This window comes from Kitasatospora sp. NPDC058444, assembly GCF_042721415.1.
Classification (GTDB): domain Bacteria; phylum Actinomycetota; class Actinomycetes; order Streptomycetales; family Streptomycetaceae; genus Kitasatospora.
In genome coordinates this window covers 62883-82783 of sequence record NZ_JBHXLL010000001.1, presented here as the reverse complement: position 1 = coordinate 82783, position 19901 = coordinate 62883, and the positions used below count along the sequence as shown (strand labels likewise).

Here is a 19901-nt window from a genome sequence, read left to right as displayed (position 1 = left end):
AGGGGGTCCCGACGGAAGGCTTGGGGGCATGACGAGCACTGCATCGCACTCCGCCACTCCGCCGCACGGGCGGCCCGGCCCCGGGAGTGCTTCCGGAGAGCCGGCGGGGGCGCCGGCGCTGTTCGAGGGCGCGATGTCCGAGGGCGCGATGTCCGGGGGCGCGATGTCCGGGGCGACGCTGTTCGACGGAGCGCTGCCGGAGGACGCGCTGCCGGCCGGGGCCGGGCCGTGGTCGGTCCGCAGCGTCGGGTCCGGCCGTGGCCGGGCCGCCCTGGAGCTCTACCAGTACGGGGAGTTGGCCGACGTCGTGGTCGCCTCCCGGCTCACCCCGTACCTGCTGCGCGGGGCCCGGCGCTGTCCGTCCACCGGGCGGAGCCGGCACGTGCTGGCCTGGGGCCGGCTGGCGGCCGACGGCGGCGCGCCCACGGTGGTGTTCACCGGGCGGCGGCCGTTGCGCCGGGTGCGGTCGACGGCCGAGGTGGTCCCGGTGGTCGGCCGGTTCTGGATCGCCTGGGCCGAGGGCCCCTTCGACGCGGTACGGGTCGAACACCCGGCGGGCGGGACGGCCGAACGGCTGCCGCTGGAGCGGGTGCGCGACCGGAACCGGGGTGCCGCATGAGCACCGCCGTCCTCGCCGCCCGTCCCGCCTCCACCTACGTCCCGCCCCCGCGCCTCGCCCGGCTCCCGCTCCTGGCCGCGATCGCGCTGCTGCCCTGGCTGGCGGTCCTCGCCGTCTGCCACGAGACCCCCTGGGTCGTGCTCGACCTCACCGAGTTCGCCGCCCTGCTCTCGCTGGACGCGCTGCTGCGCCGGCGCAGCCCCGCCGCCCTCTGGGCCGGCGCGGCGGTGGCCCTGCTGCTCACCGGGGACGCGCTGGCCGACATCGCCTGCGCCGGGCCCGGCGTCGCGATGCTCGCCGCGCTGGTCATGGCCTCCTGCATCGAACTGCCGCTCGCCGTGGTGTGCCTGTGGCTCGGCCGGGACGCGGCGGTTCGGGCCGCCTAGGCCGTTTCCGAGAGGTCCCGCCGCGTCGGCAGCCGGTCCATCAGCGCGCGGGTCTCGTCGTCCAGCGGGGTGTACGTGATCAACCGGGTCCCCAGCCGCGGGCTGAGCCAGAAGTTGGTGTACTCGCAGCGCAACAGCCCGACGCCCGGCACCTGGAAGCGCTTGATCCCGTTGCCCGGCCGCATCACGTCGTGCCGCTGCCAGAGCTCCGCGAAGTCCGGCGAGGCCTTGAGCATCCGGGCCAGCAGCGCCTTCCGGGCCGGATCCGAGCTGTGGTCGGCCATCCCCGAGCGGAACCGGGCCACGATGCCGAGGCGCTCGGTGCGGTGGTCGACCAGCACGTCCCGGAAGCGCGAGGGCGTGAACGCCATCCACATCAGGTTCCGGTCCTCGGGCGCCATGCGGTCGAGGTCGCCGACGATCGCGGCGTACTGGTCGTTGTACGCCAGCACGTCATAGCGGGAGTTGAGCACCAGGGCGGGGAACGGCGCCAGGTGGTCCAGCAGCAGCCGCACGCTCGGGGTCACCGAGGGGCACTCCTTCAGCGGCGCCGGGTCGTCCGCGCCGGCCAGGGTGAACAGGTGGGCGCGCTCGCTCGGGTCCAGCAGCAGCGCCCGGGCCACCGAGTCCAGCACCTGGGTGGACACCTGGATGTCCCGCCCCTGCTCCAGCCACGTGTACCAGGTCACCCCGACCGCGGCGAGCTGCGCGACCTCCTCCCGGCGCAGCCCCGGCGTCCGGCGGCGGCCGGTCATCGGCAGGCCCACCTGCTCGGGCGTCAGACGCTCGCGGCGGCTGCGCAGGAACGCGGCCAGCTCGTGCCGGCGGGCGTCGTCGGGAGTGGCCGGACGCGGACCGGTCGAACCGGTGCGGGCTTGCGCGGGGGGCGTGGCGAGACTCATGCTCCCCAGCATGCGTCAGCCGTCAGCCTGTTGCCAGGTACTTCTTATACCCGGATAACCACACTCTGGTACCAGGGTAAAGCGCGGCGGATCGTAGGACCCGTGACCCAACAACTCGCCGTCGCCCCCGCATCGGGCCGCACCGCCACCACCCCGGGCACCGCGGCCGCCCCTACGACCGCCCCCGGACCGGCCGGCCCCACCGGTCCCGCCGCCCCCCTCGGCACCGCCACCCTCGGTACCGCCGGGCTGGTCACCGTCCTGCTCGGCGCCTTCCTGCCGATGCTCGACTTCTTCATCGTCAACGTCGCCCTGCCCACCGTCGGCCACGACCTGGCCGCCGGGCCCGCCGTCCTGGAACTGATCGCCGCCGGCTACGGCATCGCCTTCGCCGTACTGCTCGTCCTCGGCGGGCGCCTCGGCGACAGCTACGGCCGCCGACGGCTCTTCGTCACCGGCGCCGTCGCCTTCGCCCTCACCTCGCTGGCCTGCGGCCTCGCCCCCGACGCCTGGTCACTGGTCGCCGCCCGGGCCGCCCAGGGCGCCTCGGCCGCGCTGCTGATCCCCCAGGTGCTCGGCACCATCACCGCCGCCACCGAGGGCGCCCGGCGCGGCCGCGCGCTCAGCGTCTACGGCGCGGTCGGCGGGATCGCGGTGGTGATCGGGCAGGTGCTCGGCGGCATGCTGGTCGCCGCCGACCTGTTCGGCACCGGCTGGCGCTCGGTGTTCCTGCTGAACACGCCGTTCGCCCTGCTCGCCGTGGTGCTCGCGGCCCGCTACGTCCCGGAAAGCAGGGCCACCACGGCCGCCCGGGTCGACGTCCCCGGCACCGCCCTGCTCACCGCCACGCTGCTCTCCCTGCTCATCCCGCTGATGGAGGGCCGGGCCGCCGGCTGGCCGCTCTGGTCCTGGGTGCTGCTCGCGCTGTTCCCCGTCCTCGCCATCGCCTTCACCGCCGTCGAGCGCCGGGCCGAGCGGCGCGGGGACACCCCGCTGCTACCACCGTCCCTGCTGCGCATCCCCGAGATGCGCCGCGGTCTCGGCATCGCCCTCCCCTACTTCGCGGGCTTCGGCGGCTTCATGTTCGTCATCGCGGTCGCCCTCCAGCAGGGCCTGCGGCTCGGCCCGGTCGCGGCCGGCTGGGCGCTCGTCCCGATGGCGGTCGGCTACTTCTCCGCCTCGCTCTCCGGCCCCCGGCTGATCGGCCGCTGGGGCAGCCGGGTGCTCAGCGCGGGCGCCGTCGTCCAGGCCACCGGCCTCGCCACCCTCGCCCTGACCGTCCTGGCCGACTGGTCGCACCTGTCTCCGCTGCGGATGGCCCCGGGCGTCGCCCTCGCCGGCATCGGGCAGGGCCTGATCGGCACCCCGCTGTTCCGGGTCGTCCTCTCCAAGGTGCCCGCCGCCCGGGCCGGCGTCGGCAGCGGCGTCCTGGCCACCGGCCAGCAGTCCAGCCTCGCCCTCGGCGTCGCCACCCTCGGCACTCTCTACCTCTCGCTCTCCCCCGTGCTCGGCATGGACCGCGCCCTCGCCCTGTGCCTGGGCGTCCAGCTCCTCGGCTCCTTCACCGTCCTCTACCTGACCACCCGTCTTCCCCGGTCCATCGGCTGAGCCCGGGTCCGCCGGGGCCGGGTCCGGGGCCCCGGGTCGGCGGCGACCTCGGCGGCGCCTACCGCTGCGACGGCGGCGACCGCTGCGACGGCGGGTGGTGAACGGCCCCGCGACCGGAACGACCGGTCGCGGGGCCGTCGGCCTTCCCGGGCCGGGCGTCAGCTTCGGAGTGCGTCGAGCCAGTGGCCGAACAGGGTGCGGACGGTCCCGGCGGCCTCGACCTGGGGGTTGTGGCCGACACCGTCCAGGACGGCGGCGGCCATCCGGGGGTAGTGGTCGAGCAGGGCGAGCTGGTCGCGCCAGCCGACCAGGGCGTCCTGCCGGGTGGTGACCAGCAGGTGGTGGCCGCGGTGCGGCGGTGCGGCCCGGTGCTCGGGCCACTGCGGCAACAGGAAGTCGCCTTCGAGCTCGGCGGCGGCCGCCCGGTCGTGCGCCTGCCAGCCCGGCCGGACGTAGCGCTCGAAGAGCTCCCAACTCTCCGTGGTGTGGCGGGCCATGACGTACCGGAACAGCTCGCGGTCGGCCGCCGGGAGGCGGGCGAGGAGGTCCTCGTCGCGTTCGACCACGGACTCCTCGGGCAGGGACCGGTCGGCTCCCCAGCGCACCACCGGCACCAGCAGCGCCGAGCCCAGCACCTGCTCGCCGAACCGCGCGGTCACCGCCCGGGCCAGCTGGCCGCCGAAGGACTGCCCGACCACGGCGAAGGGCCGCCGGCCGACCCGCTCCCCGATCCATCCGGAGACGGCCTCGGCGAGCGCGCCGGCCGAGGCCCGGCCCGGCAGCCGGGGGCTGGCGCCGTGGCCGGGGAGGTCGAGGTAGAGGCGCTGCCAGCCGGGGCGGTCGGCGAAGGCGGGTTCGAGCGGGAGCAGCACGCGGTGGTCGACGGTGTAGCCGTGGATCAGGACGATCGGGGTGCCGTCACCGAAGGCGGTGTGGCGGATCGGGGATTCGTTCATGACGACAGGGTCCGACCATGACACCGATGGCAAGGTCAAGCGGCGGCTTCCGGGCGGGCGGTCAACCGGTCGGCTGCCCAGCTGCCCAGCCCGTCAGCCCGTCAGTTGATCAGCCGGGCAGGAGAGGCCCCTGACCACGTCCAGGTACTCCCGGATGGCATCCCGGTTGCGCGTCAGGCACTGGATCCGGCGGGTCATCCGGTCCGTCTCGGACTCCAGGGTTTCGAGCATGTCCGGTGTGGCGTCGGCGAAGTGGATCGTCCGCGGGGTGTCCAGACAGGGCAGGACCTGCTTGATGATCCGGGTCGGCAGCCCCGCGTCCAGCAGCCCGCGGATCTGCAGCACCCGGTCCACGAGGTACTCCTCGTACTCGCGGTAGCCGTTGGCCTCCCGGCGCGGCGTGATCAGCCCCTGCTGCTCGTAGTAGCGCAGCAGGCGCGGAGTGGTCTCCGCCCGCCGGGCGAGTTCGCCGATGCGCATGTGTGACCACCCTCACCCCGGGCCGGTGCCGTCCCGGCTAGACCTTGACACGTATGTCAACGATAGACGATCGGGCCCATGCCCACCTCTGAACTCCGCACCCCCGACCGGCCGGCGGCCGCCACAGCGAGGCTGCCCTGGCCCGCACTCCTGGCCATGAGCACCGGCGGATTCGTCACGATCATGACCGAGGCCCTCCCCGCGGGGGTGCTGCCCGCGATGAGCGCCGACCTCGGCGTCAGCCAGTCCGCCGCCGGGCAGTCCGTCACCGTCTACGCGGTCGGCTCCATCGCGGCCGCCATCCCACTGACCGCCGTCACCAGCCGCCTGCCGCGCAAGCGCCTGCTGCTCGTCGCCGTCGGCGGCTTCGCCGCGGCGAACGCCGTCACCGCCGTCTCGCCGAGCTACCCGCTCACCATGGCCGCCCGGTTCGCGGCCGGTCTGGTCGCGGGGCTGCTCTGGGCACTGCTGGCCGGGTACGCGCGGGGCATCGTCGCACCGGAGCAGCGCGGACGGGCGATGGCCGTCGCCATGGCCGGCTCGACGGTGGCCCTGTCGGTGGGCGTGCCCGCCGGCACCCTGCTCGCCGACCTGGTGGGCTGGCGGGTCACCTTCGGGCTGATGAGCCTGATCGCCGCGGCACTGACCGGCTGGATGCTGCTCGTGCTCCCGCAACTGCCCGGCCCGGCCGACCAGGCCCGCACCCCCGTCCTGCGGGTGCTGCGGATGCCCGGCGTGACCGCCGTCCTGGCCGTCACGGCGACCTTCGTCCTCGCCCACAACGTCCTCTACACGTACGTCGCCGCGCTGCTCGAACCGCTGGGGCTCGACGGCCGGACGGACACCGTCCTGCTCGTCATCGGGCTGTCCTCGCTGCTGAGCATCCTCGGCACCGGCGTCCTGATCGACCGGCACCTGCGGCCCCTGACCATCACCGCCTCCGTCCTGCTCGCCGTCGCGGCCCTGCTGCTCGCCGCCGCCCTGCTCGGCTCGACCGGCCGGCCCGTCTACGCCGCCGCCGCGCTCTGGGGCCTCGGCTTCGGCGGCGCCGCCACCCTCCTCCAGACCGCCGTCGCCGACGCGGCCGGCCCGGCCGGGGACATCGCCCAGTCGCTGCTCGTCACCTGCTGGAACCTCGGCATCGCCGCCGGCGGCCTGGCCGGCGGCCTCCTCCTCGACCACGCCGGCCCGACCGCCCTGCCCTGGTCCGCCCTCGTCCTCCTGGCCGCCTCCCTGGCCGCCACCCTCGGCGGGCGGCGCCACGGGTTCCCGCGGCGGGGATGACCACTCTTCCGCGTGAACCCGCCGCACGTTCCTCGCAATCGCCGCACAGTCCGCTCTACCGTGAGTCGTATGACAGCCAGAGTCCCCATCCGACAGCTCCAGCAACACGCCAGCGAGTTGATCGACCGGGTCGCGGCCGGCGAGCGCGTGGAGATCACCCGCAACGGCCGACTGATCGCCGTCCTCGCGCCGCCCGACCCCGAGCAGCGAGTGCTGGAGGACCTCGTCCGCGACGGCACCATCGACCCGGAGAATGCCGCCACCGCGCGCGGTCTGGCCGACTGGACGTTGCCCGAGTCCGGCGTCGGACTCGAGTCGGCCGCTGACGCCCTGCACGCCATGCGGGAGGAGGAGGACCGTTGATCTACCTCGACTCATGCGCGATCCTCAAGCTCCTGATCCCTGAGAACGAATCCACCGCTCTACGCACATTTCTCTCCTCGCACGGGTCCGAGGGGCATGCGACCAGCGCACTGGCCCAGGTCGAGGTGCCACGCGCATTGATCCGGGTCGGCGCACCGCAGGATTTGCTGGACACGTCGACCGATCTGCTCGACCGGTTGCTTCGCGTCCGGCTCTCCGATGCCGTCCTCCGAGCCGCCTGCCAGTTCCCCACCCGGCACCTCCGCACCCTCGACGCCATTCACCTCGCCAGCGCCGAACACCTGGAGCACGCGCTCACCGCCTTCGTCACCTACGACAAGCGCCTGGCCGACGCGGCGGAGGAGCGCGACCTGCCGGTGGTCGCGCCTGGTCAGCCGACCGGCTCACAGTAGGCGGAAGTCCGGGCCGGACCGCCGGATCCGGGCTACCTCCCCGCCGCCAGGGAGGCCACGAAGCGGTCCAGGCGGGCGGCGACCCGCCGAAGGACGTCGATCGAGCCCAGGGGGTCGTCCGGCAGTTCGAGGCCGTGGTCGGCGGCGGGCACGTCCAGGACCTCGTGCCCGGTCGACTCGGCGATCCGGCGGTCCCACAGCTGGTCGGCTCCGCCGCCGAGAAGCGGGTGGGGAAGGCGAGCGGGGAGGAAGCCGGCATGGCCGCAGGCCACTTGGCCGGTCATCGCGCTGTGATGTGCTGTCAACCCTGACCATCGTCAGGGGTGCTGCTTGACTTTCGGGTCGGGCGGCAAGGGGGTCTCGGCTTCTACCGTCCGGACCATGACGTACACGGACGGGAATTCGAGGAAGAACAGCACACCGAGGAAGGCGGGCGCGCGAGAGGCCACCACCAGACCCAGGCCCAGGCCCGTCCTGGCCGCGGCCCTGCTCTGTGCGGGGGCCGGGGTGGTGGCGTGGCTGGCGCCCGAGCGGGGTGGCGGGGCGGAGCCGGTGCGGGTCTCGGCCGGGTGGTCGGCCGGCGGCTACCGGCGGGTGGCGGAGGCCGTCGGCGACGCCCCGCACGCGGTGGCCTCGCTGCTGGAGCCTGCCACCGAGGTCGGGTTGCTGGTGCTGGGGCTCCTGCTGGCGTTCTGCTGGTGGACGGCCCGGGCCCGGCGGGCCACCGGGGTGGTCGCGGGGGTGGCGCTGGTGGGGCTCGGCACGGTGCTGGCCTACGGGGCGAGCGAGGTGCTGAAGGTGTTCCTCGACGAGGAACGGCCCTGCCGGGCGCTGGCCGGACTGCCGGGCACGGCGGTCGCCGACTGTCCTCCGCCGGGTGACTGGTCGTTCCCGAGCAACCACGCCACCCTGGCGGTCGCGCTGGCGACGGGGCTGGTGCTGCTGCGCCCGCGTTGGGCGCTGCTGGTCATACCCGTCGGCGGTGCCACGGCCGCGCTGCGGGTGGCGGCCGGGGTGCACTACCCGCACGACGTGCTCGCCGGTGCCGCACTCGGCGGCACGGTCACCGCGGCGGCGGTCCTCGCCCTGCGGCCTGCGGCCACTGCCCTCGTGACGGCCCTGACCGGGGTGCCCGTCCTCGGACGGCTGCTGTCGGCGCCGCCGGCACCGTCGATACCGCCGGCACCGGGCGCGGGCTCGGGCTCCGGCACGGCCCCGGGCGCGGCGGGCTCAGTCCCGCGGGCCGCCCGCGCAGTTCGCGCCGAGGGTCAGCCCGGCCTCGTGCGCGAGGACGGCGGCGGCCGCCCGGTTGGCCACGCCCAGCCTCGCCAGGATGGAGCTCACATGGGCCTTCACGGTGCCTTCCACCACCCCCAGCCGACGGGCGATCTGACCGTTGGACAGCCCGGCGGCGATCAGCGTCAGTACGTCCCGTTCCCGGGTGGTCAGGGCGGCCACCTGTTCCCGGGCGCCGGCGCGCCGGTCGGCGGGGCCGCCGGCCCCGGTGGCGGCCAGGTGGGCGACCACCCGGGCGGCCACCTTGGGTGAGAGGTAGGCGGCCCCTCCCGCCACCGCGTGCACCCCGGCGAGCAGCTCCTCGGGCTCGCCGGATTTGATCAGGAAGCCGTTCGCGCCGCCGCTGAGCGCGCGCAGGATGTAGTCGTCCTCACCGAAGGTGGTCAGCATGAGTACTCCGGTGGCCAGGCCGTTCCGGCGGATCTCGGCGGCGGCCGTGATGCCGTCCGTCCCGGGCATCCGGATGTCCAGCACGGCGACGTCCGGCCGGTGGCGCCGGACCAGTTCGACGGCCTCCCGGCCGTCCCCGGTCTCGGCGACGATCTCGATGCCCGGGTCGGTGGCGAGCACCGCGCGCAGTCCCGCGCGGATCATGGGCTCGTCGTCGGCGAGCAGCACCCGGATCGGTGCGGTGGTCATCGGTGGCTCCTGTCGGTCGCTCGGTACGGCGGTGGTGGTGGAGGTGGTCTGCGGAGGGAGGTGCTGCGGCGGGTGGGTGCTTCGGCGGGTGGCGCCGCGGCGGGCGATCAGGAGACGAGCACGTCGCGCGAGACCAGGCGGGAGTCCCGGAAGCAGAGCCGGTAGGCGTCGCCGGCCCGGTCCACGAACAGCTGGGAGGTGATGGCGTAGTGCACGCAGGAAACCCCTTCCCCCGTCGGCGGCGCGGGCGTCGACGGCCCGCTCGGCGGACGGTACGGCAGCCGGTGGCCCGGCAGCAGTCGCTCGACCGAGGCCTGGTCCTGCCCCACCTGGAGGGAGGCGTAGGCCTCCGGGTCCAGGACCGACAGGCTGACCACGTAGAACGTCCATACTCGCAGGGCCACGGTCAGCAGCACGGCCGTCGCCAGCGGGACGAGCACCACGGCGGCCAGCGTCCGCCCCACCCTGCGCCGCGCCCGGCGCAGCTCGCGCACCGGCGACGGCGGGGCGGCGGCCGCCGGCGGGACGGGCCCGACGGCCCGGCGCGGCAGGTCGGCCACGACCTCGAACCCGCCGTCCGGGCGGGCCCCGTGGGCAAAGGTGCCGCCCGCGAGCCGGACGCGCTCGGCCAGCCCGACCAGGCCGCGGCCTCCGGTGGGCGTTGCGCCGCGCGGGGTTGACGCGGGTACCGGAGAAGCCGCTCCGGCGACGGTGGCCGCGGGCGGGGCCATGGGTGGGACCGTGCGCGGGGCCGTAGGTGGGGCCGTGGGGCCGTTGGCTACCCGGAGGCGGGCGCCATCCGCCGAGTAGGCCACCTCCACGGTGACGGCCGCTCGCGGCGCGTGCTTGGTGGCGTTGGTCAGGGCCTCCTGCACCACCCGGAACGCGGCGTGCTCGGTGGCGCGCGGGAGCCCGTCCGGCTCCCCCGTGATCTCCGCGCGGACGTCCAGACCGGCCGCGGCCGCCTCGGCGACCAGGTGCGGGATGTCCGAGTCGGCCGGCCCGCGGGCCGCGGAGGTGCCGCCGCCGTTCTCGTCCCCGTCCCGCAGGATGCCGATCACCTCGCCGAGCCGCTCGACGGCGGCGGCCGCCCCCGCACGGATCTCCTGGGCGGCCTCCCGGTGGGGCTGGGCCAGGTCGGGGGCGAGTTTGAGGGCCCCGGCGCGCAGGGCGATCAGGCTGAGGTCGTGCCCGAGGGCGTCGTGCATGTCCTGGGCGATCCGGGCCCGTTCGCGCAGCCGGGCCTGCTCGGCGACGAGCCTCTGCTCGCGCTCCAGCCGCTCGGCCCGCTCCCACCCGGCGCGCACGAGTTCCTGCGACTGCCGCCAGAACCGGCCCAGCAGCCACGGGCCCATCCCGGTACTCACCGCGAGCGCGACGAACCGCAGTCCCAGGACGATCCAGGAGGGCACCGACCCGACCACCAGCACCCCGACCGCCACCAGGACGGCGAACACCACCGCCGCCGGCCGTACCCGCTCCGTCCGCAGCCCGGCCAGGAAGGAGAGCCCGATCGCGGGCAGCGCCCACCAGAGGCTCGTGACACCGAGCCCGATACACACCGCCGCCACCACGGGCAGCGCCACTCCACTCATCCGCATGCCCACGACCCTAGGAGGAGCGCCGTCGAACCGGATCTGTCGAAAGTCATGCCCGAGCCGCTCGGCGGCCAGGACAGCCCCCGCGCGGGGGAGTTCACCCGCGAACTGACCGCCCCGGTCGACGCACCCCTTGATCCGCCGCACGCCGAGAACGACGAGGAGCCGACATGACCACCACCGCCACCACCGCCGACCCCCGCCGCCACCACCACCGCCACCGCCCGCCGTCCGGCGGTTCGACGTACTCGAACCGGGGGAAGGTGACGTCATGGGTCTCGTCACGGTGTTCCTGCTCGCACTCCTCGGCACCGTGGTCGGCGCCACGGCCTTCCTGGTGCTCCGGGAACGCGCGCGGAGGCACCGGTTCGACGACGCCGAGGGCCTGCTGATCGAACAGCAGCGGACCGCCCAGGCCGCGCGCATGCGGGCGACGTACTCCAGCCTGTCCGTCCACCAGGGCAACGGTGTGATCGGCGACGAGGGGAACCACTTCCACTCCTGACCGCTCGCGGGCCCGGCGGGCCCGGCGGGCCGCTCAGCGGCAGAGGGCGGCGTCCACGACGTCTTCGACGTGCCGGGTGACGGCGTAGTCGGTCGGGATGGTGGTCACCGCGACGTTCACGGCGCGCCCGTCCTCGGTGACGCCGCCCCGGGTCTCGTAGCCCGGAATGTCGCCGCCGTGCCCCCAGTAGACCCCGCCGCAGGAGAGCGGTCGGCTGAAGACGCCCAGTCCGGCGCCCATACCGCCGTCCCCGACCGGCACGGTGGTGCGCATCTGGGCGAGCTGGGCCGCGGGCACCAGGCGGTCCGGGACCAGCAGTTCGGTGAAGAAGCGGTCGAGGTCCGAGTTGGTGGAGATCATCTGCCCGGCCGCCCAGCCCGCCGACGGGTCCAGCTCCGTGAAGTCGGCCGGCGGCCCGCCGGCGGAGTCCCTGCGGTAGCCGTGGGGGTGGGCTTCCCTGATGGTCCGGTCGCCCGCCGCCGGGAAGTAGGTGTGCCGCAGCCCGATGCGCCGGATGATCCTCCGGTCGATCTCCTCGGCGAGCGGCCGGCCGGTCACCCGCTGGACGATCAGCCCGGCCAGGACGTAGTTGGTGCTGCTGTAGCCGAACCTCGCGCCGGGCGCGAAGGCGGACTCCTGCCGCAGGGCCAGGTCCAGCAGCTCCCGGGGCTCGAAGTACCGGTGGCGGAGGGAGGCTTCGTCCAGCAGCCCCTCGTAGTCGGGCAGGCCGCTGGTGTGCTGGAGGAGCTGCCGGACGGTGATGCCGCGCCCGTCCCCGCCCACGCCGCGGACCAGGCCGGGAAGGTAGGTGTCGACGAAGCCGTCGAGGTCGACCTTCCCCTCGCCCACCAGCTGGAGCGCGACGACGGCGGTGAAGGTCTTGGTGTTGCTGCCGATCCGCACCTGCCCGTCGACGGGGACCTTGGCGCCGGTGGCCAGGTCCCCCACCCCTGCCGTGTGGTCACGGGTTCGGCCCTGCCGGTCCCGGACGGTCGCGAGCGCGGCGGGCACCCCGTCCGTCCGCACCAGCGCGTCCAGTCCCCGCTGCACGACGTCCGGCGGGGCGGCGGCGGACGCGGCCGGCGCAGCGGACGGTGTCAGCACCCCGACGGCGGCGGCGGTCGAGAGGGTGAGGGCGAGTGCCACGTGGCGGACACGCGAACGACGCACGAGTCAACTCCTCTGGAATCGTGGGGAGCAGGAGAACCCCCGGTCACGATCGCCAGTCTGGTCGCGCCACGAACGGCCGGCCTCCCCCGATCGAGGGAGCGCCTTCGTCGCCTTCGCCCTCCCTGCCTTCGCCCTCGCCGCCCTCTCCACCGTCTCCCTCGCCCTCGCCCTCAGGGCCGGCCGGGCCCCCGCAGGGGCAGCGTCCGGCTGTAGACGACGCTCGTGGTGGTGCTGCCGAAGCCGGCCAGTTCGTCCACCAGGCTCTCCAGGTGCTCCATGGAGGTCGCCGCCACTTTGAGGGTGTAGCAGTCGTCGCCGGTGGTGCGCAGGCACTCCAGGATCTCCCGCCGCTCGGCGAGCAGCCGCCGCAGCGGCTCGTGCCGGTTGCCCGGGTACTTCAGCCGGACGACGGCGAGCACCGGGTAGCCGACCTTCGCCAGGTCCACCGTCGCGTGGTAGCCGGTGATGACGCCCAGCGACTCCAGGTTCCGCACCCGTTCCGTGGTCGCCGACGCGCTCAGGGACACCCGCCGCCCCAGCTCGCTCAGCGAGATGCGGGCCTCCCGTTGCAGCTGCTCGATGATCGCCCAGTCGGTGTCGTCAAGATTCACGGCCATGACGCGAATCTACCGGGAGAACCACGGCGATCAGAAGGTCACAGCGGGAGAAGTCCGTTCCCTCCGCCATGATCACGGGGATAGCCTCGGATCATGCAACTTGGCGTCAACGTACCGAACTTCGGCCCCGGCACCGACCCCGGCGTGCTGCGCGAGTGGGCCCGGACCGCGGAGGGCCTCGGCCTCGGCCTCCTCATGGTGTCCGACCACGTGGCGGTGACCCCGGAGGTGGCCGAGCGGTACCCGGAGCCGTTCTACGAGCCGTTCACCACGCTGTCCTGGCTCGCCGCGACCGCCCCCGGTCTGCGGCTCGGCACGACCGTCCTCGTCCTGCCCTACCGCAACCCCCTGCTGGTGGCGCGGATGGCGAGCACCCTCGACCGGCTCAGCGGCGGCCGGTTCGTCCTGGGCGTGGGGGTCGGCTGGTCCCGCCAGGAATACGCCGCCCTCGGCGTGCCGTTCGGCGCCCGCGGCCGGCTGACCGACGAGTACCTGAGCACCCTGCGGGACGCCCGCGCGGAGGAACCCGGCCACCGGTCCGTCCCGGTCTGGGTCGGCGGCCACAGCGACGCCGCGCTCCGGCGGGCGGTCCGCTTCGGCGACGCCTGGCACCCGCTGCGGCTCCCCGTCGCCCGGATGCGGTCGGTCCTGGCCGACCATCCGATGCCGGGGTTCGCGCCCCGGATCGCCCTGCGCCCGACCACCGCACCGGTCGACGACCCCGAGCGGCCCGCCGGCGTCGGCACCGTCGACCAGATCCTCGACGACCTCCGCCGGCTGCGCGATCTCGGCGCCGAGACCGTCGTCCTCGACCCGTACCACGGCGATCCGGAGGAGACCCGCCGGCCGCAGCGGGCCTGGCAGGCCCTCACCACCGTCGCCACCGAGTGGAGGAACGCGTGATCACCGAAGCCGACGAGGCCCTGCTGCGCCGCGCCATCGCCATCGCCGCCCAGGCGATCGCCCTGGGCGACGCCCCGTACGGCTCCCTGCTGGCCGGCCCCGACGGCGAGATCCTCGCCGAGGCCCACAACACCGTCCGGCGCGACGACGACATCACGGCCCACCCCGAACTGAAGCTGGCCCGCTGGGCCGCCCGCGAACTGCCCCCGGACACCGCCGCACGCACCACGCTGTACACCAGCTGCCAGCCCTGCGGCATGTGCGAAGGAGGCATCCTCCGCTCCGGCATCGGCCGGGTCGTCTACGCGCTCTCCACGGAGCAACTCGTCGCCCTCAACCCCGACTCGGGCGCCTGGCCGGCGGTGCCGGCCGACGGCCCGGCCCTGTCCGAAGAGGCCCGGGCCCCGATCGCGGCCTACTACCGGCCGCACTGAGCACCGGCCCCGACCGGCCCGCTCCCACCGGAACGACCGAGCGGTGAGCGGCCGAGCCACCGGGCGGCCGCGTCCCCAACCTCACGGGCCAGAACACCTAGCCGAAGATCAGCAGGAGCCAGCCGACGCCCGAGAGCCCGGCCGCCGACCAGCCGACCACGGCCAGGCCGCGGCCGTACTCGACGCCATCGGCCCTCCGGTAGGCGGCGGCCAGTGGGGCGACCGCCGCGACCGGCAGCGTGAACCCGAGCAGGACCCCCGCCGCCGTGCCGAACTCCGCTCCGAGCACGAGAAGCCCCAGTGCGGCGGGCGCCGCCACGACCCCCACCGCACACCCGGCGACGACGGTGGCGATCCGGAAGCCCCTCGGGTGGGCACAGAGCAGCGCCACCGCGCAGGGGACGAGGCAGGCCGCCACGGCCACGTGCACGGGCGCGGGGCGGTAGCCGAACCTCACGATGAAGACCGCCACCGGCCAGACGCACACCGCGACCGCCAGCCCGACGAGCCCTCGGGCACTCACAGGAACCACCGCCATGGTTCTCCCCCTCCTGGCGCAATATATTTGAACGCGTTCAACTTAGCAGGGATCCCCCGCCGCCGCCCCCGATCGCGCCCGCTCCGCAGCGGGACCGGTTCCGGCGCCGCGGTGTCAGTGGCCTCGGGGAGACTCGGTGGCCCGCACCGCCGACGAGAAGGAGCCCCTGGATGCCGATCCACGTCGCGAGCCGCCGCCGTACGACGGCCTCGCTGACCGCCGCGTTCCCCGGCGCGGAGATCATCGACGTCACCTCGAAGGCGCCGGACCCGTGGGTGCGGCTGAGCCCGTTCCATCCGCACGGCGGCATCCCGGTCCCCGGCGGCGACGGCGTGACCAGCCAGTCCGTGGAAGGCATCTGGCAGGCCCTCAAGGTCTTCCAGGACGCCGATGTCGACCCCGCGAAGTTGTGCGTCACCTCGATGAAGGGCCTCAAGCGGACGGTGCGCCGGTACGGCCCCGTCCGGGGCCACCGAGCCGGCCTGCACGGCGACCGGCTCCTGCCCTACGAGACGGCCCGCCGCCGGATCTACCTTCCGGCCTACCGCTGGGTCCTCGAACACCGCGTCGCCGACCTGGTCGAGCGGCTCCGGGAGAAGGACGAGGTGGTGCTCCTCGACTACACCACCAACGGCGACGTCGCCGACCCCACCAGCCCGCTCTCCCATGCCGCGCTCATCCGGCTGCACCTGGAAGGCCGTTGGCCCGATGAGGACGCCCCGGACGAACACACCCGATGACGCCGGGCGCGCCGGCCCCCACCCGCGGGGGAGTTCGTCGAGGTGCTCGCGCGCCCAGCCGCAGGCCACGTCCATCGGGGCCACCTTCCCCAGCACCCGCCCGCGCGAGGGAAAAGCCTCCGCGAGCTCCTCCGCCCGCTCGTCCCCGCCCCAGCACCCGCCCGCGCGAGGGAAAAGCAGTTGGTCCGACCGCGTCCGGGTTCGACAATCGCCGGATGACCGATGACCAGAACGAGGTCCAGCGGCGCCGTGCGGCCCGGATGACCTGCAAGCGCTTCCTCTCCGGCGACCGCCTCCTGAGCATCCGCGAGCGCCTCGCCCAGCTCTCCGCCCTGGACGGCCTGGACGTTCCCCACGACTTCTACGGCAACGACGGTCCGGTGCGGCAGCTGGAGGAACGGACCGCCGAGCTGCTCGGCAAGGACGACGCCGTCTTCTTCCCCACCGGGACGATGGCCCAGCAGGTCGCCCTCCGCTACCACGCCGAACGCACCGGCAACCCGGCCGTGGCGCTGCACCCGCTCAGCCACATCGAGCGGCACGAGCGCCACGCCCACACCCAGCTCACCGGCCTGCGCGGCCTCTGGCCCACCACCGAACAGCGCCACCCCACACCCGAGGAACTCCACGCGCTCGGCGAGCCGTTCGGCACCCTGACCGTCGAACTCCCGCTGCGCGACCCCGGCTACCTCCTCCCCGGCTGGGACGAGCTGACCGCCCTCGTCGCCGCCGCCCGCGAGGCCGGCGCCCGGGTGCACTTCGACGGCGCCCGGCTCTGGAACACCACCGTCCACTTCGACAGGCGGCTCGACGAGATCGCCGCCCTCGCCGACAGCGTCTACGTCTCCTACTACAAGGACCTCGGGGGCATCAGCGGCGCGGCCCTCGCCGGCGACTCCGCTCTCGTCTCCTACGCCCGCACCTGGCGCCACCGCTACGGCGGGCAGGTCTTCCAGCAGTGGCCGGCCGCCGTCGCCGCCCTCCACGGCCTGGACACCGTACTGCCCCGCATCCCGGACCTCGTCCGGCACGCCGCGACCACCCTCACCCCCGCCCTGGCCGCCCTCCCCGGCGCCCGCCTCCACCCGGAGGTCCCGCCCACCCACGAGTACCAACTCTGGCTCCCCCACCCGGCCGAGGCCCTCAACGCCGCCCACCTGGCACTGGCCGAACAGGAGGGCATCTGGTTCGTCTCCCACTGGGAGGACGCCGCCCCCGGCCTCGCCATGGCCGAGGTCAGCCTCGGCGAACCGGCCCGGGCGTGGACGGCCGACGAGGTGACGGAGGTCGGCCTGCGCTTCCTGGAGCTGGCCGCCACCGCCTGACGGAGACGACGGACCGTCCGACGCGGAGCGGGCGCCCGACGCGGAGCCACCGGCCGCAAGGCGCCGCGATCAAACGGTTAGCGGGCACCGAACCCTTTGTGTCAGACTGACGATATGAGCGAGATGCACGTGGGGGACCTGGCCGCCGTCCGCAGCCGCGAGGAGCTGGTCGCGGCTATGGCCGACGGGGTGCGGCCGAAGTGGGTGATGTTCTGGGGGCACACCGAGCGCAAGGGCGGCGGGACGCGGCAGGAGTGCCTGAGCCAGTGGTGGCCGGGCGAGTTCACCGTGGACGGGGTCACGTACGCCTCCGCCGAGCACTGGATGATGGCCGGCAAGGCCCGGATGTTCGGTGACGAGGAGATCGTGCGGCGGGTGCTCGCGGCCCGGACGCCCGCCGAGGCGAAGAAGCTGGGGCGGCTGGTCGAGGGCTTCGACAACGAGGTCTGGGCGGCCGGCCGCTTCGAGCTGGTGGTGGCGGGCAACGTCGCGAAGTTCGGGCAGGACGAGGCGCTGCGCGGCTACCTGCTGAGCACGGGTGACCGGGTGCTGATCGAGGCCAGCCCGCTGGACCGGATCTGGGGCATCGGGCTGGCCGCCGACGACATCCGGGCCCAACAGCCCACCGAGTGGCGCGGGTTGAACCTGCTCGGCTTCGCGCTGATGGAGGCGCGGGCGCGGCTGGCCGCGTGAGCGGGATCGCTCCGCTGCTGGACGGGACGGTGGTGGCCTCGGCCGCTGCCGCCCTGCTCGTCGCCCCGAGGGTGCTGCGCCGGACGGCCCCGGCCGGGCGCGACGGCGGCACGCCGGGGCCGGAGCCGGTGCTGGCGGCCGTCGTCGCGCTGATCTACCTCAACCAGGTGCTCGTCGCGGTCTACGTGAACCGGGTGCACCACGGGGACGTCTCCTTCATCGCCCGCCACCTGCCGCCGGGGTGGTTCGACGTCCCGCGCCTGGACTCCCTCGCCGCCCGCTTCCCGGCCCCGGAGCTGCTGGCCCCCTCGGTGCTCCGGGTGCAGGCGTTCCTCGAACTGCCGCTGGTGCTGCTGGCGTTCGTCGCCGTCGTCCGGCGGCTGGACCGCGCGCTGTACGTCCGGCTGGCCCGTTCGCCGCTGATCCCGCTCGCCGCCGCCTCGTACACGGTGGCGTTCTGCGCGGTGGAGTGGGACCTGCGGAACCCGTACACGGTGGACGATCTCGTGCTGCGCGTGCTCGCGGCCTGCCTCACACCGCCCCTGATCGCCCGGCTGGCCCGGCGCGAGCCCGCAGCCGGCACCGCAGCCGACACCGCGCCCGCCCGCGGCCCGTTCCGCTTCGCGCTCGACCTGTGGGCGTACGGCCAGCTGATGCTGGTGCTGTACGACACCGCGCTGCTCTACAACCTCGCCCGGATCGGCGAGCATCTGCCCTCCGCAGCAGCCGCGTTGGCGGTGCTCGTCGCCACCCGCACCGTCCCGTCCCGGGACCCGCGGCCCGGCCCGTACACCGCCGCACTCACCGGAACGGTCGGCCGGGCGCTCGCGTTGTTCCTCGTCCCCGCCCTGTCGATCCGCTACGCGGAGAGCTTCGGCACGCCCGAACTCGCCGCCCTGGCCGGGCTCCTGGTGATCGGGGCGGCGGTCCGCCGGGACGCGCCGCGCCTCCTGCTTCCCGCTCTCGGGGGCGCGGTGGTCGGATACGCCGTCGCGGCCCTCGCGCCCGGCCCGTACTACGAGGCGACCCTCCTACGGAGCGCGACCGGCGCACTTCTCGCAACGACCGCCGTCTGCGCGCTCCTTGACATCACTCGGACACGACTGGTCGTGCACTCTTAACTCCCACGCCACATACTGACGCCAGGATGTCACACAGTCAGGGTGCAGATGGACAGGTTGGGGCGATCATGCGCATGCGGCCGACGGCACAATCCGCAGGCCAGCAGCCGGAAGGCGAGCGGCAGGCCGAGGAACTCCGCGCAGAACTGGACGAGTTACTCCGTGCGAGCCGCTACGCGAGCCAGCGCGAGCGGCGCCTGAACGAGGCGATCCGGGCCACCCCGGGGCGCCAGCGGCCGGACGGGGAGTTGCTGCGCCAGCTCGCCCAGGCCCGCACCCTCCGCGAGGGCTTGGGTACCCGATGCCTCCAACTCAGCGACCAGCTGGAGGAGTTGGAGAGCCTCATCAGACAGCGGCAACAGCCGCCGCCCCCGGCTCCGCAGCAATACCCGCAACACCCACAACAGCAGCAGCCATACGAACAGCAGGCCTCGCGGCACCACCAGCAGCCACCGTGGCAGCCGGCGCCGCCGACGCCCGCCCGTCCCGACCTCGGCGCCCTCACCGAGCGGATCACCACCCTCCACCGGGCCGGCTCCCTCGCCGAGGCCACCGAGGTGATCGACGCGGCCGCCGCCCGCCTCACCCCCACCGACGCCGCGCTGCTGGTCGGCAGGCTCGCCCGGTCCGGCCCGGCCGGCGGCTCGCTCCTCCTCGCCCGCAGCATCGCCCGGTCCGCGCCCGACCACTGCGTCACCGTGCTCACCGAGCTGCGCGAACTGGGCCTGGCCGAGGAGGCGGCGGAGGTGTTCCACACCTTCTGGAGCTACCCGGCCGTCTCCGTCCCCGGCCTGCTCTCCGCACTGGACCGGGCCGGGCTGGCCGCCGACAGCGCGACACTGCTCTGGGAGTGGGGGTCGGCGCCGGTGCCCGAGCTGACCTCCCTGGCCGCCTGCCTCCAGCAGCACGGCCGGTCCGCCGACGTCCGGACCCTGCTGCGCCAGGCCGCCGGCCGCTCCAGCGCCGACCTCGCCGACCTCGCGGCCGGGCTGCCGCCGGCGCTCGCCACCCTCCTGCTGAACGAGCTGGCCGTCCTGCGCCCGCCCGTCGAGGTGGCCCGGCTGGCCGCCGCCCTGGACGGCGCCGGCCGTTCCGAGCTCTACGCCCAGCTGCTGGCCGCACTGCTCGCCGACGAGGCCCGCCACCGCACCACGCTCGCGGCCCTGCGCACCGCCGGCCTCCCGACCCGCCCGCCCGCGGCCCCGCGCTCGCGCTGGGGACGGCGGTAGCGGCGGCCCCACGGAAGAGCGGCACCACGGAAAAGCGGCCCCACGGGAAGGCCGCCCGAGGCAACCCGGCGCCCCCGCCCCC

25 protein-coding genes and 1 pseudogene are annotated in these 19901 nt (G+C 74.6%); 16 read left to right on the top strand and 10 right to left on the bottom strand.

Annotated elements, in window-relative coordinates:
* The first annotated feature begins 28 nt into the window (after positions 1 to 28).
* Both ACFWP2_RS00430 and ACFWP2_RS00425 read left to right on the top strand, forming a co-directional pair.
* Entirely contained in the window at positions 29 to 619 is a 591-nt protein-coding gene (locus ACFWP2_RS00430; RefSeq protein WP_380446681.1) for a hypothetical protein, read from the top strand.
* A complete protein-coding gene (locus tag ACFWP2_RS00425; protein WP_380446679.1) occupies positions 616 to 1005 on the top strand; it encodes a hypothetical protein in 390 nt (129 codons plus the stop codon). Before ACFWP2_RS00430 ends, ACFWP2_RS00425 begins: the two co-directional genes overlap by 4 nt.
* Here ACFWP2_RS00425 and ACFWP2_RS00420 read toward each other — a convergent pair.
* Positions 1002 to 1907, bottom strand: a complete 906-nt coding sequence (locus ACFWP2_RS00420) for a helix-turn-helix transcriptional regulator (RefSeq protein ID WP_380446676.1) — start codon at positions 1905 to 1907, stop codon at positions 1002 to 1004. The two genes, ACFWP2_RS00425 and ACFWP2_RS00420, sit on opposite strands and share 4 nt — an antisense overlap.
* Before the next feature lie 102 nt (positions 1908 to 2009).
* Here ACFWP2_RS00420 and ACFWP2_RS00415 point away from each other — a divergent pair, with 102 nt between their 5' ends.
* Complete coding sequence (locus ACFWP2_RS00415; protein WP_380446674.1) at positions 2010 to 3515, top strand: MFS transporter; 1506 nt, start codon at positions 2010 to 2012, stop codon at positions 3513 to 3515.
* Positions 3516 to 3673: 158 nt separating this feature from the next.
* Here ACFWP2_RS00415 and ACFWP2_RS00410 read toward each other — a convergent pair whose 3' ends face one another.
* Together ACFWP2_RS00410 and ACFWP2_RS00405 are read right to left on the bottom strand one after the other, a co-directional pair.
* The gene (locus ACFWP2_RS00410) at positions 3674 to 4471 is read right to left on the bottom strand and encodes an alpha/beta fold hydrolase (RefSeq protein WP_380446671.1); all 798 of its coding nucleotides are present in this window, start codon (positions 4469 to 4471) and stop codon (positions 3674 to 3676) included.
* A 93-nt stretch (positions 4472 to 4564) separates the two neighbouring features.
* A complete protein-coding gene (locus tag ACFWP2_RS00405; protein WP_380446669.1) occupies positions 4565 to 4951 on the bottom strand; it encodes a MerR family transcriptional regulator in 387 nt (128 codons plus the stop codon).
* Positions 4952 to 5029: 78 nt separating this feature from the next.
* Between ACFWP2_RS00405 and ACFWP2_RS00400 the strand changes: the two genes are divergently transcribed.
* From ACFWP2_RS00400 to ACFWP2_RS00390, 3 genes are all read left to right on the top strand, one after another.
* Positions 5030 to 6235, top strand: coding sequence for an MFS transporter (locus ACFWP2_RS00400; protein ID WP_380446665.1), 1206 nt, complete (start codon positions 5030 to 5032; stop codon positions 6233 to 6235).
* 69 nt (positions 6236 to 6304) lie between these two features.
* Positions 6305 to 6598, top strand: a complete 294-nt coding sequence (locus ACFWP2_RS00395) for a type II toxin-antitoxin system Phd/YefM family antitoxin (protein WP_380446662.1) — start codon at positions 6305 to 6307, stop codon at positions 6596 to 6598.
* Complete coding sequence (locus ACFWP2_RS00390) at positions 6595 to 7011, top strand: type II toxin-antitoxin system VapC family toxin (protein WP_380446659.1); 417 nt, start codon at positions 6595 to 6597, stop codon at positions 7009 to 7011. Before ACFWP2_RS00395 ends, ACFWP2_RS00390 begins: the two co-directional genes overlap by 4 nt.
* 32 nt (positions 7012 to 7043) lie before the next feature.
* On the opposite strand, the gene ACFWP2_RS00385 is transcribed toward ACFWP2_RS00390, so the two are convergent.
* Both ACFWP2_RS00385 and ACFWP2_RS00380 read right to left on the bottom strand, forming a co-directional pair.
* On the bottom strand, positions 7044 to 7295 hold the full coding sequence (locus ACFWP2_RS00385; RefSeq protein WP_380446657.1) for a hypothetical protein: 252 nt from the start codon (positions 7293 to 7295) through the stop codon (positions 7044 to 7046).
* Between the two features lie 300 nt (positions 7296 to 7595).
* The gene (locus ACFWP2_RS00380; protein ID WP_380447520.1) at positions 7596 to 7775 is read right to left on the bottom strand and encodes a hypothetical protein; all 180 of its coding nucleotides are present in this window, start codon (positions 7773 to 7775) and stop codon (positions 7596 to 7598) included.
* On the opposite strand from ACFWP2_RS00380, the pseudogene ACFWP2_RS00375 reads away from it, so the two are divergent.
* Positions 7741 to 8034: pseudogene (locus ACFWP2_RS00375) on the top strand (phosphatase PAP2 family protein); the annotation flags it as partial. The gene ACFWP2_RS00380 and the pseudogene ACFWP2_RS00375 sit on opposite strands and share 35 nt — an antisense overlap.
* Positions 8035 to 8241: 207 nt before the next feature.
* Here ACFWP2_RS00375 and ACFWP2_RS00370 read toward each other — a convergent pair.
* Positions 8242 to 8946, bottom strand: coding sequence for a response regulator (locus tag ACFWP2_RS00370; protein WP_380446655.1), 705 nt, complete (start codon positions 8944 to 8946; stop codon positions 8242 to 8244).
* A 107-nt stretch (positions 8947 to 9053) separates the two neighbouring features.
* The gene (locus ACFWP2_RS00365) at positions 9054 to 10547 is read right to left on the bottom strand and encodes a sensor histidine kinase (protein WP_380446653.1); all 1494 of its coding nucleotides are present in this window, start codon (positions 10545 to 10547) and stop codon (positions 9054 to 9056) included.
* 48 nt (positions 10548 to 10595) lie between these two features.
* On the opposite strand from ACFWP2_RS00365, the gene ACFWP2_RS00360 reads away from it, so the two are divergent.
* Together ACFWP2_RS00360 and ACFWP2_RS00355 are read left to right on the top strand one after the other, a co-directional pair.
* Positions 10596 to 10718, top strand: coding sequence for a hypothetical protein (locus tag ACFWP2_RS00360; protein ID WP_380446651.1), 123 nt, complete (start codon positions 10596 to 10598; stop codon positions 10716 to 10718).
* A gap of 97 nt (positions 10719 to 10815) precedes the next feature.
* Positions 10816 to 11049, top strand: a complete 234-nt coding sequence (locus ACFWP2_RS00355; RefSeq protein WP_380446648.1) for a hypothetical protein — start codon at positions 10816 to 10818, stop codon at positions 11047 to 11049.
* 33 nt (positions 11050 to 11082) lie between these two features.
* Here ACFWP2_RS00355 and ACFWP2_RS00350 read toward each other — a convergent pair whose 3' ends face one another.
* Both ACFWP2_RS00350 and ACFWP2_RS00345 read right to left on the bottom strand, forming a co-directional pair.
* Complete coding sequence (locus ACFWP2_RS00350) at positions 11083 to 12219, bottom strand: serine hydrolase domain-containing protein (RefSeq protein WP_380446645.1); 1137 nt, start codon at positions 12217 to 12219, stop codon at positions 11083 to 11085.
* Positions 12220 to 12389: 170 nt separating this feature from the next.
* A complete protein-coding gene (locus ACFWP2_RS00345; protein WP_380446642.1) occupies positions 12390 to 12836 on the bottom strand; it encodes an Lrp/AsnC family transcriptional regulator in 447 nt (148 codons plus the stop codon).
* 93 nt (positions 12837 to 12929) lie between these two features.
* On the opposite strand from ACFWP2_RS00345, the gene ACFWP2_RS00340 reads away from it, so the two are divergent.
* A complete protein-coding gene (locus tag ACFWP2_RS00340) occupies positions 12930 to 13739 on the top strand; it encodes an LLM class flavin-dependent oxidoreductase (RefSeq protein ID WP_380446639.1) in 810 nt (269 codons plus the stop codon).
* Positions 13736 to 14173 (top strand): nucleoside deaminase, encoded by a 438-nt coding sequence (locus tag ACFWP2_RS00335; RefSeq protein ID WP_380446636.1) that lies wholly within the window; start codon positions 13736 to 13738, stop codon positions 14171 to 14173. The genes ACFWP2_RS00340 and ACFWP2_RS00335 overlap by 4 nt, the downstream gene beginning before the upstream one ends.
* A 97-nt stretch (positions 14174 to 14270) precedes the next feature.
* Here ACFWP2_RS00335 and ACFWP2_RS00330 read toward each other — a convergent pair whose 3' ends face one another.
* Complete coding sequence (locus tag ACFWP2_RS00330; RefSeq protein WP_380446633.1) at positions 14271 to 14711, bottom strand: hypothetical protein; 441 nt, start codon at positions 14709 to 14711, stop codon at positions 14271 to 14273.
* A gap of 170 nt (positions 14712 to 14881) precedes the next feature.
* Between ACFWP2_RS00330 and ACFWP2_RS00325 the strand changes: the two genes are divergently transcribed.
* The 5 genes from ACFWP2_RS00325 (at position 14882) to ACFWP2_RS00305 (ending at position 19819) form a co-directional block, all read left to right on the top strand.
* On the top strand, positions 14882 to 15451 hold the full coding sequence (locus tag ACFWP2_RS00325; RefSeq protein ID WP_380446630.1) for a DUF6939 family protein: 570 nt from the start codon (positions 14882 to 14884) through the stop codon (positions 15449 to 15451).
* 215 nt (positions 15452 to 15666) lie between these two features.
* The gene (locus ACFWP2_RS00320) at positions 15667 to 16776 is read left to right on the top strand and encodes a threonine aldolase family protein (RefSeq protein ID WP_380446627.1); all 1110 of its coding nucleotides are present in this window, start codon (positions 15667 to 15669) and stop codon (positions 16774 to 16776) included.
* Positions 16777 to 16890: 114 nt separating this feature from the next.
* Positions 16891 to 17469 (top strand): NADAR family protein, encoded by a 579-nt coding sequence (locus ACFWP2_RS00315; protein WP_380446624.1) that lies wholly within the window; start codon positions 16891 to 16893, stop codon positions 17467 to 17469.
* Positions 17466 to 18590: a hypothetical protein gene (locus ACFWP2_RS00310; protein WP_380446622.1), complete on the top strand. Its 1125-nt coding sequence runs from the start codon at positions 17466 to 17468 to the stop codon at positions 18588 to 18590. Before ACFWP2_RS00315 ends, ACFWP2_RS00310 begins: the two co-directional genes overlap by 4 nt.
* 68 nt (positions 18591 to 18658) lie before the next feature.
* Positions 18659 to 19819, top strand: coding sequence for a hypothetical protein (locus ACFWP2_RS00305; RefSeq protein WP_380446620.1), 1161 nt, complete (start codon positions 18659 to 18661; stop codon positions 19817 to 19819).
* Positions 19820 to 19901: the final 82 nt, after the last annotated feature.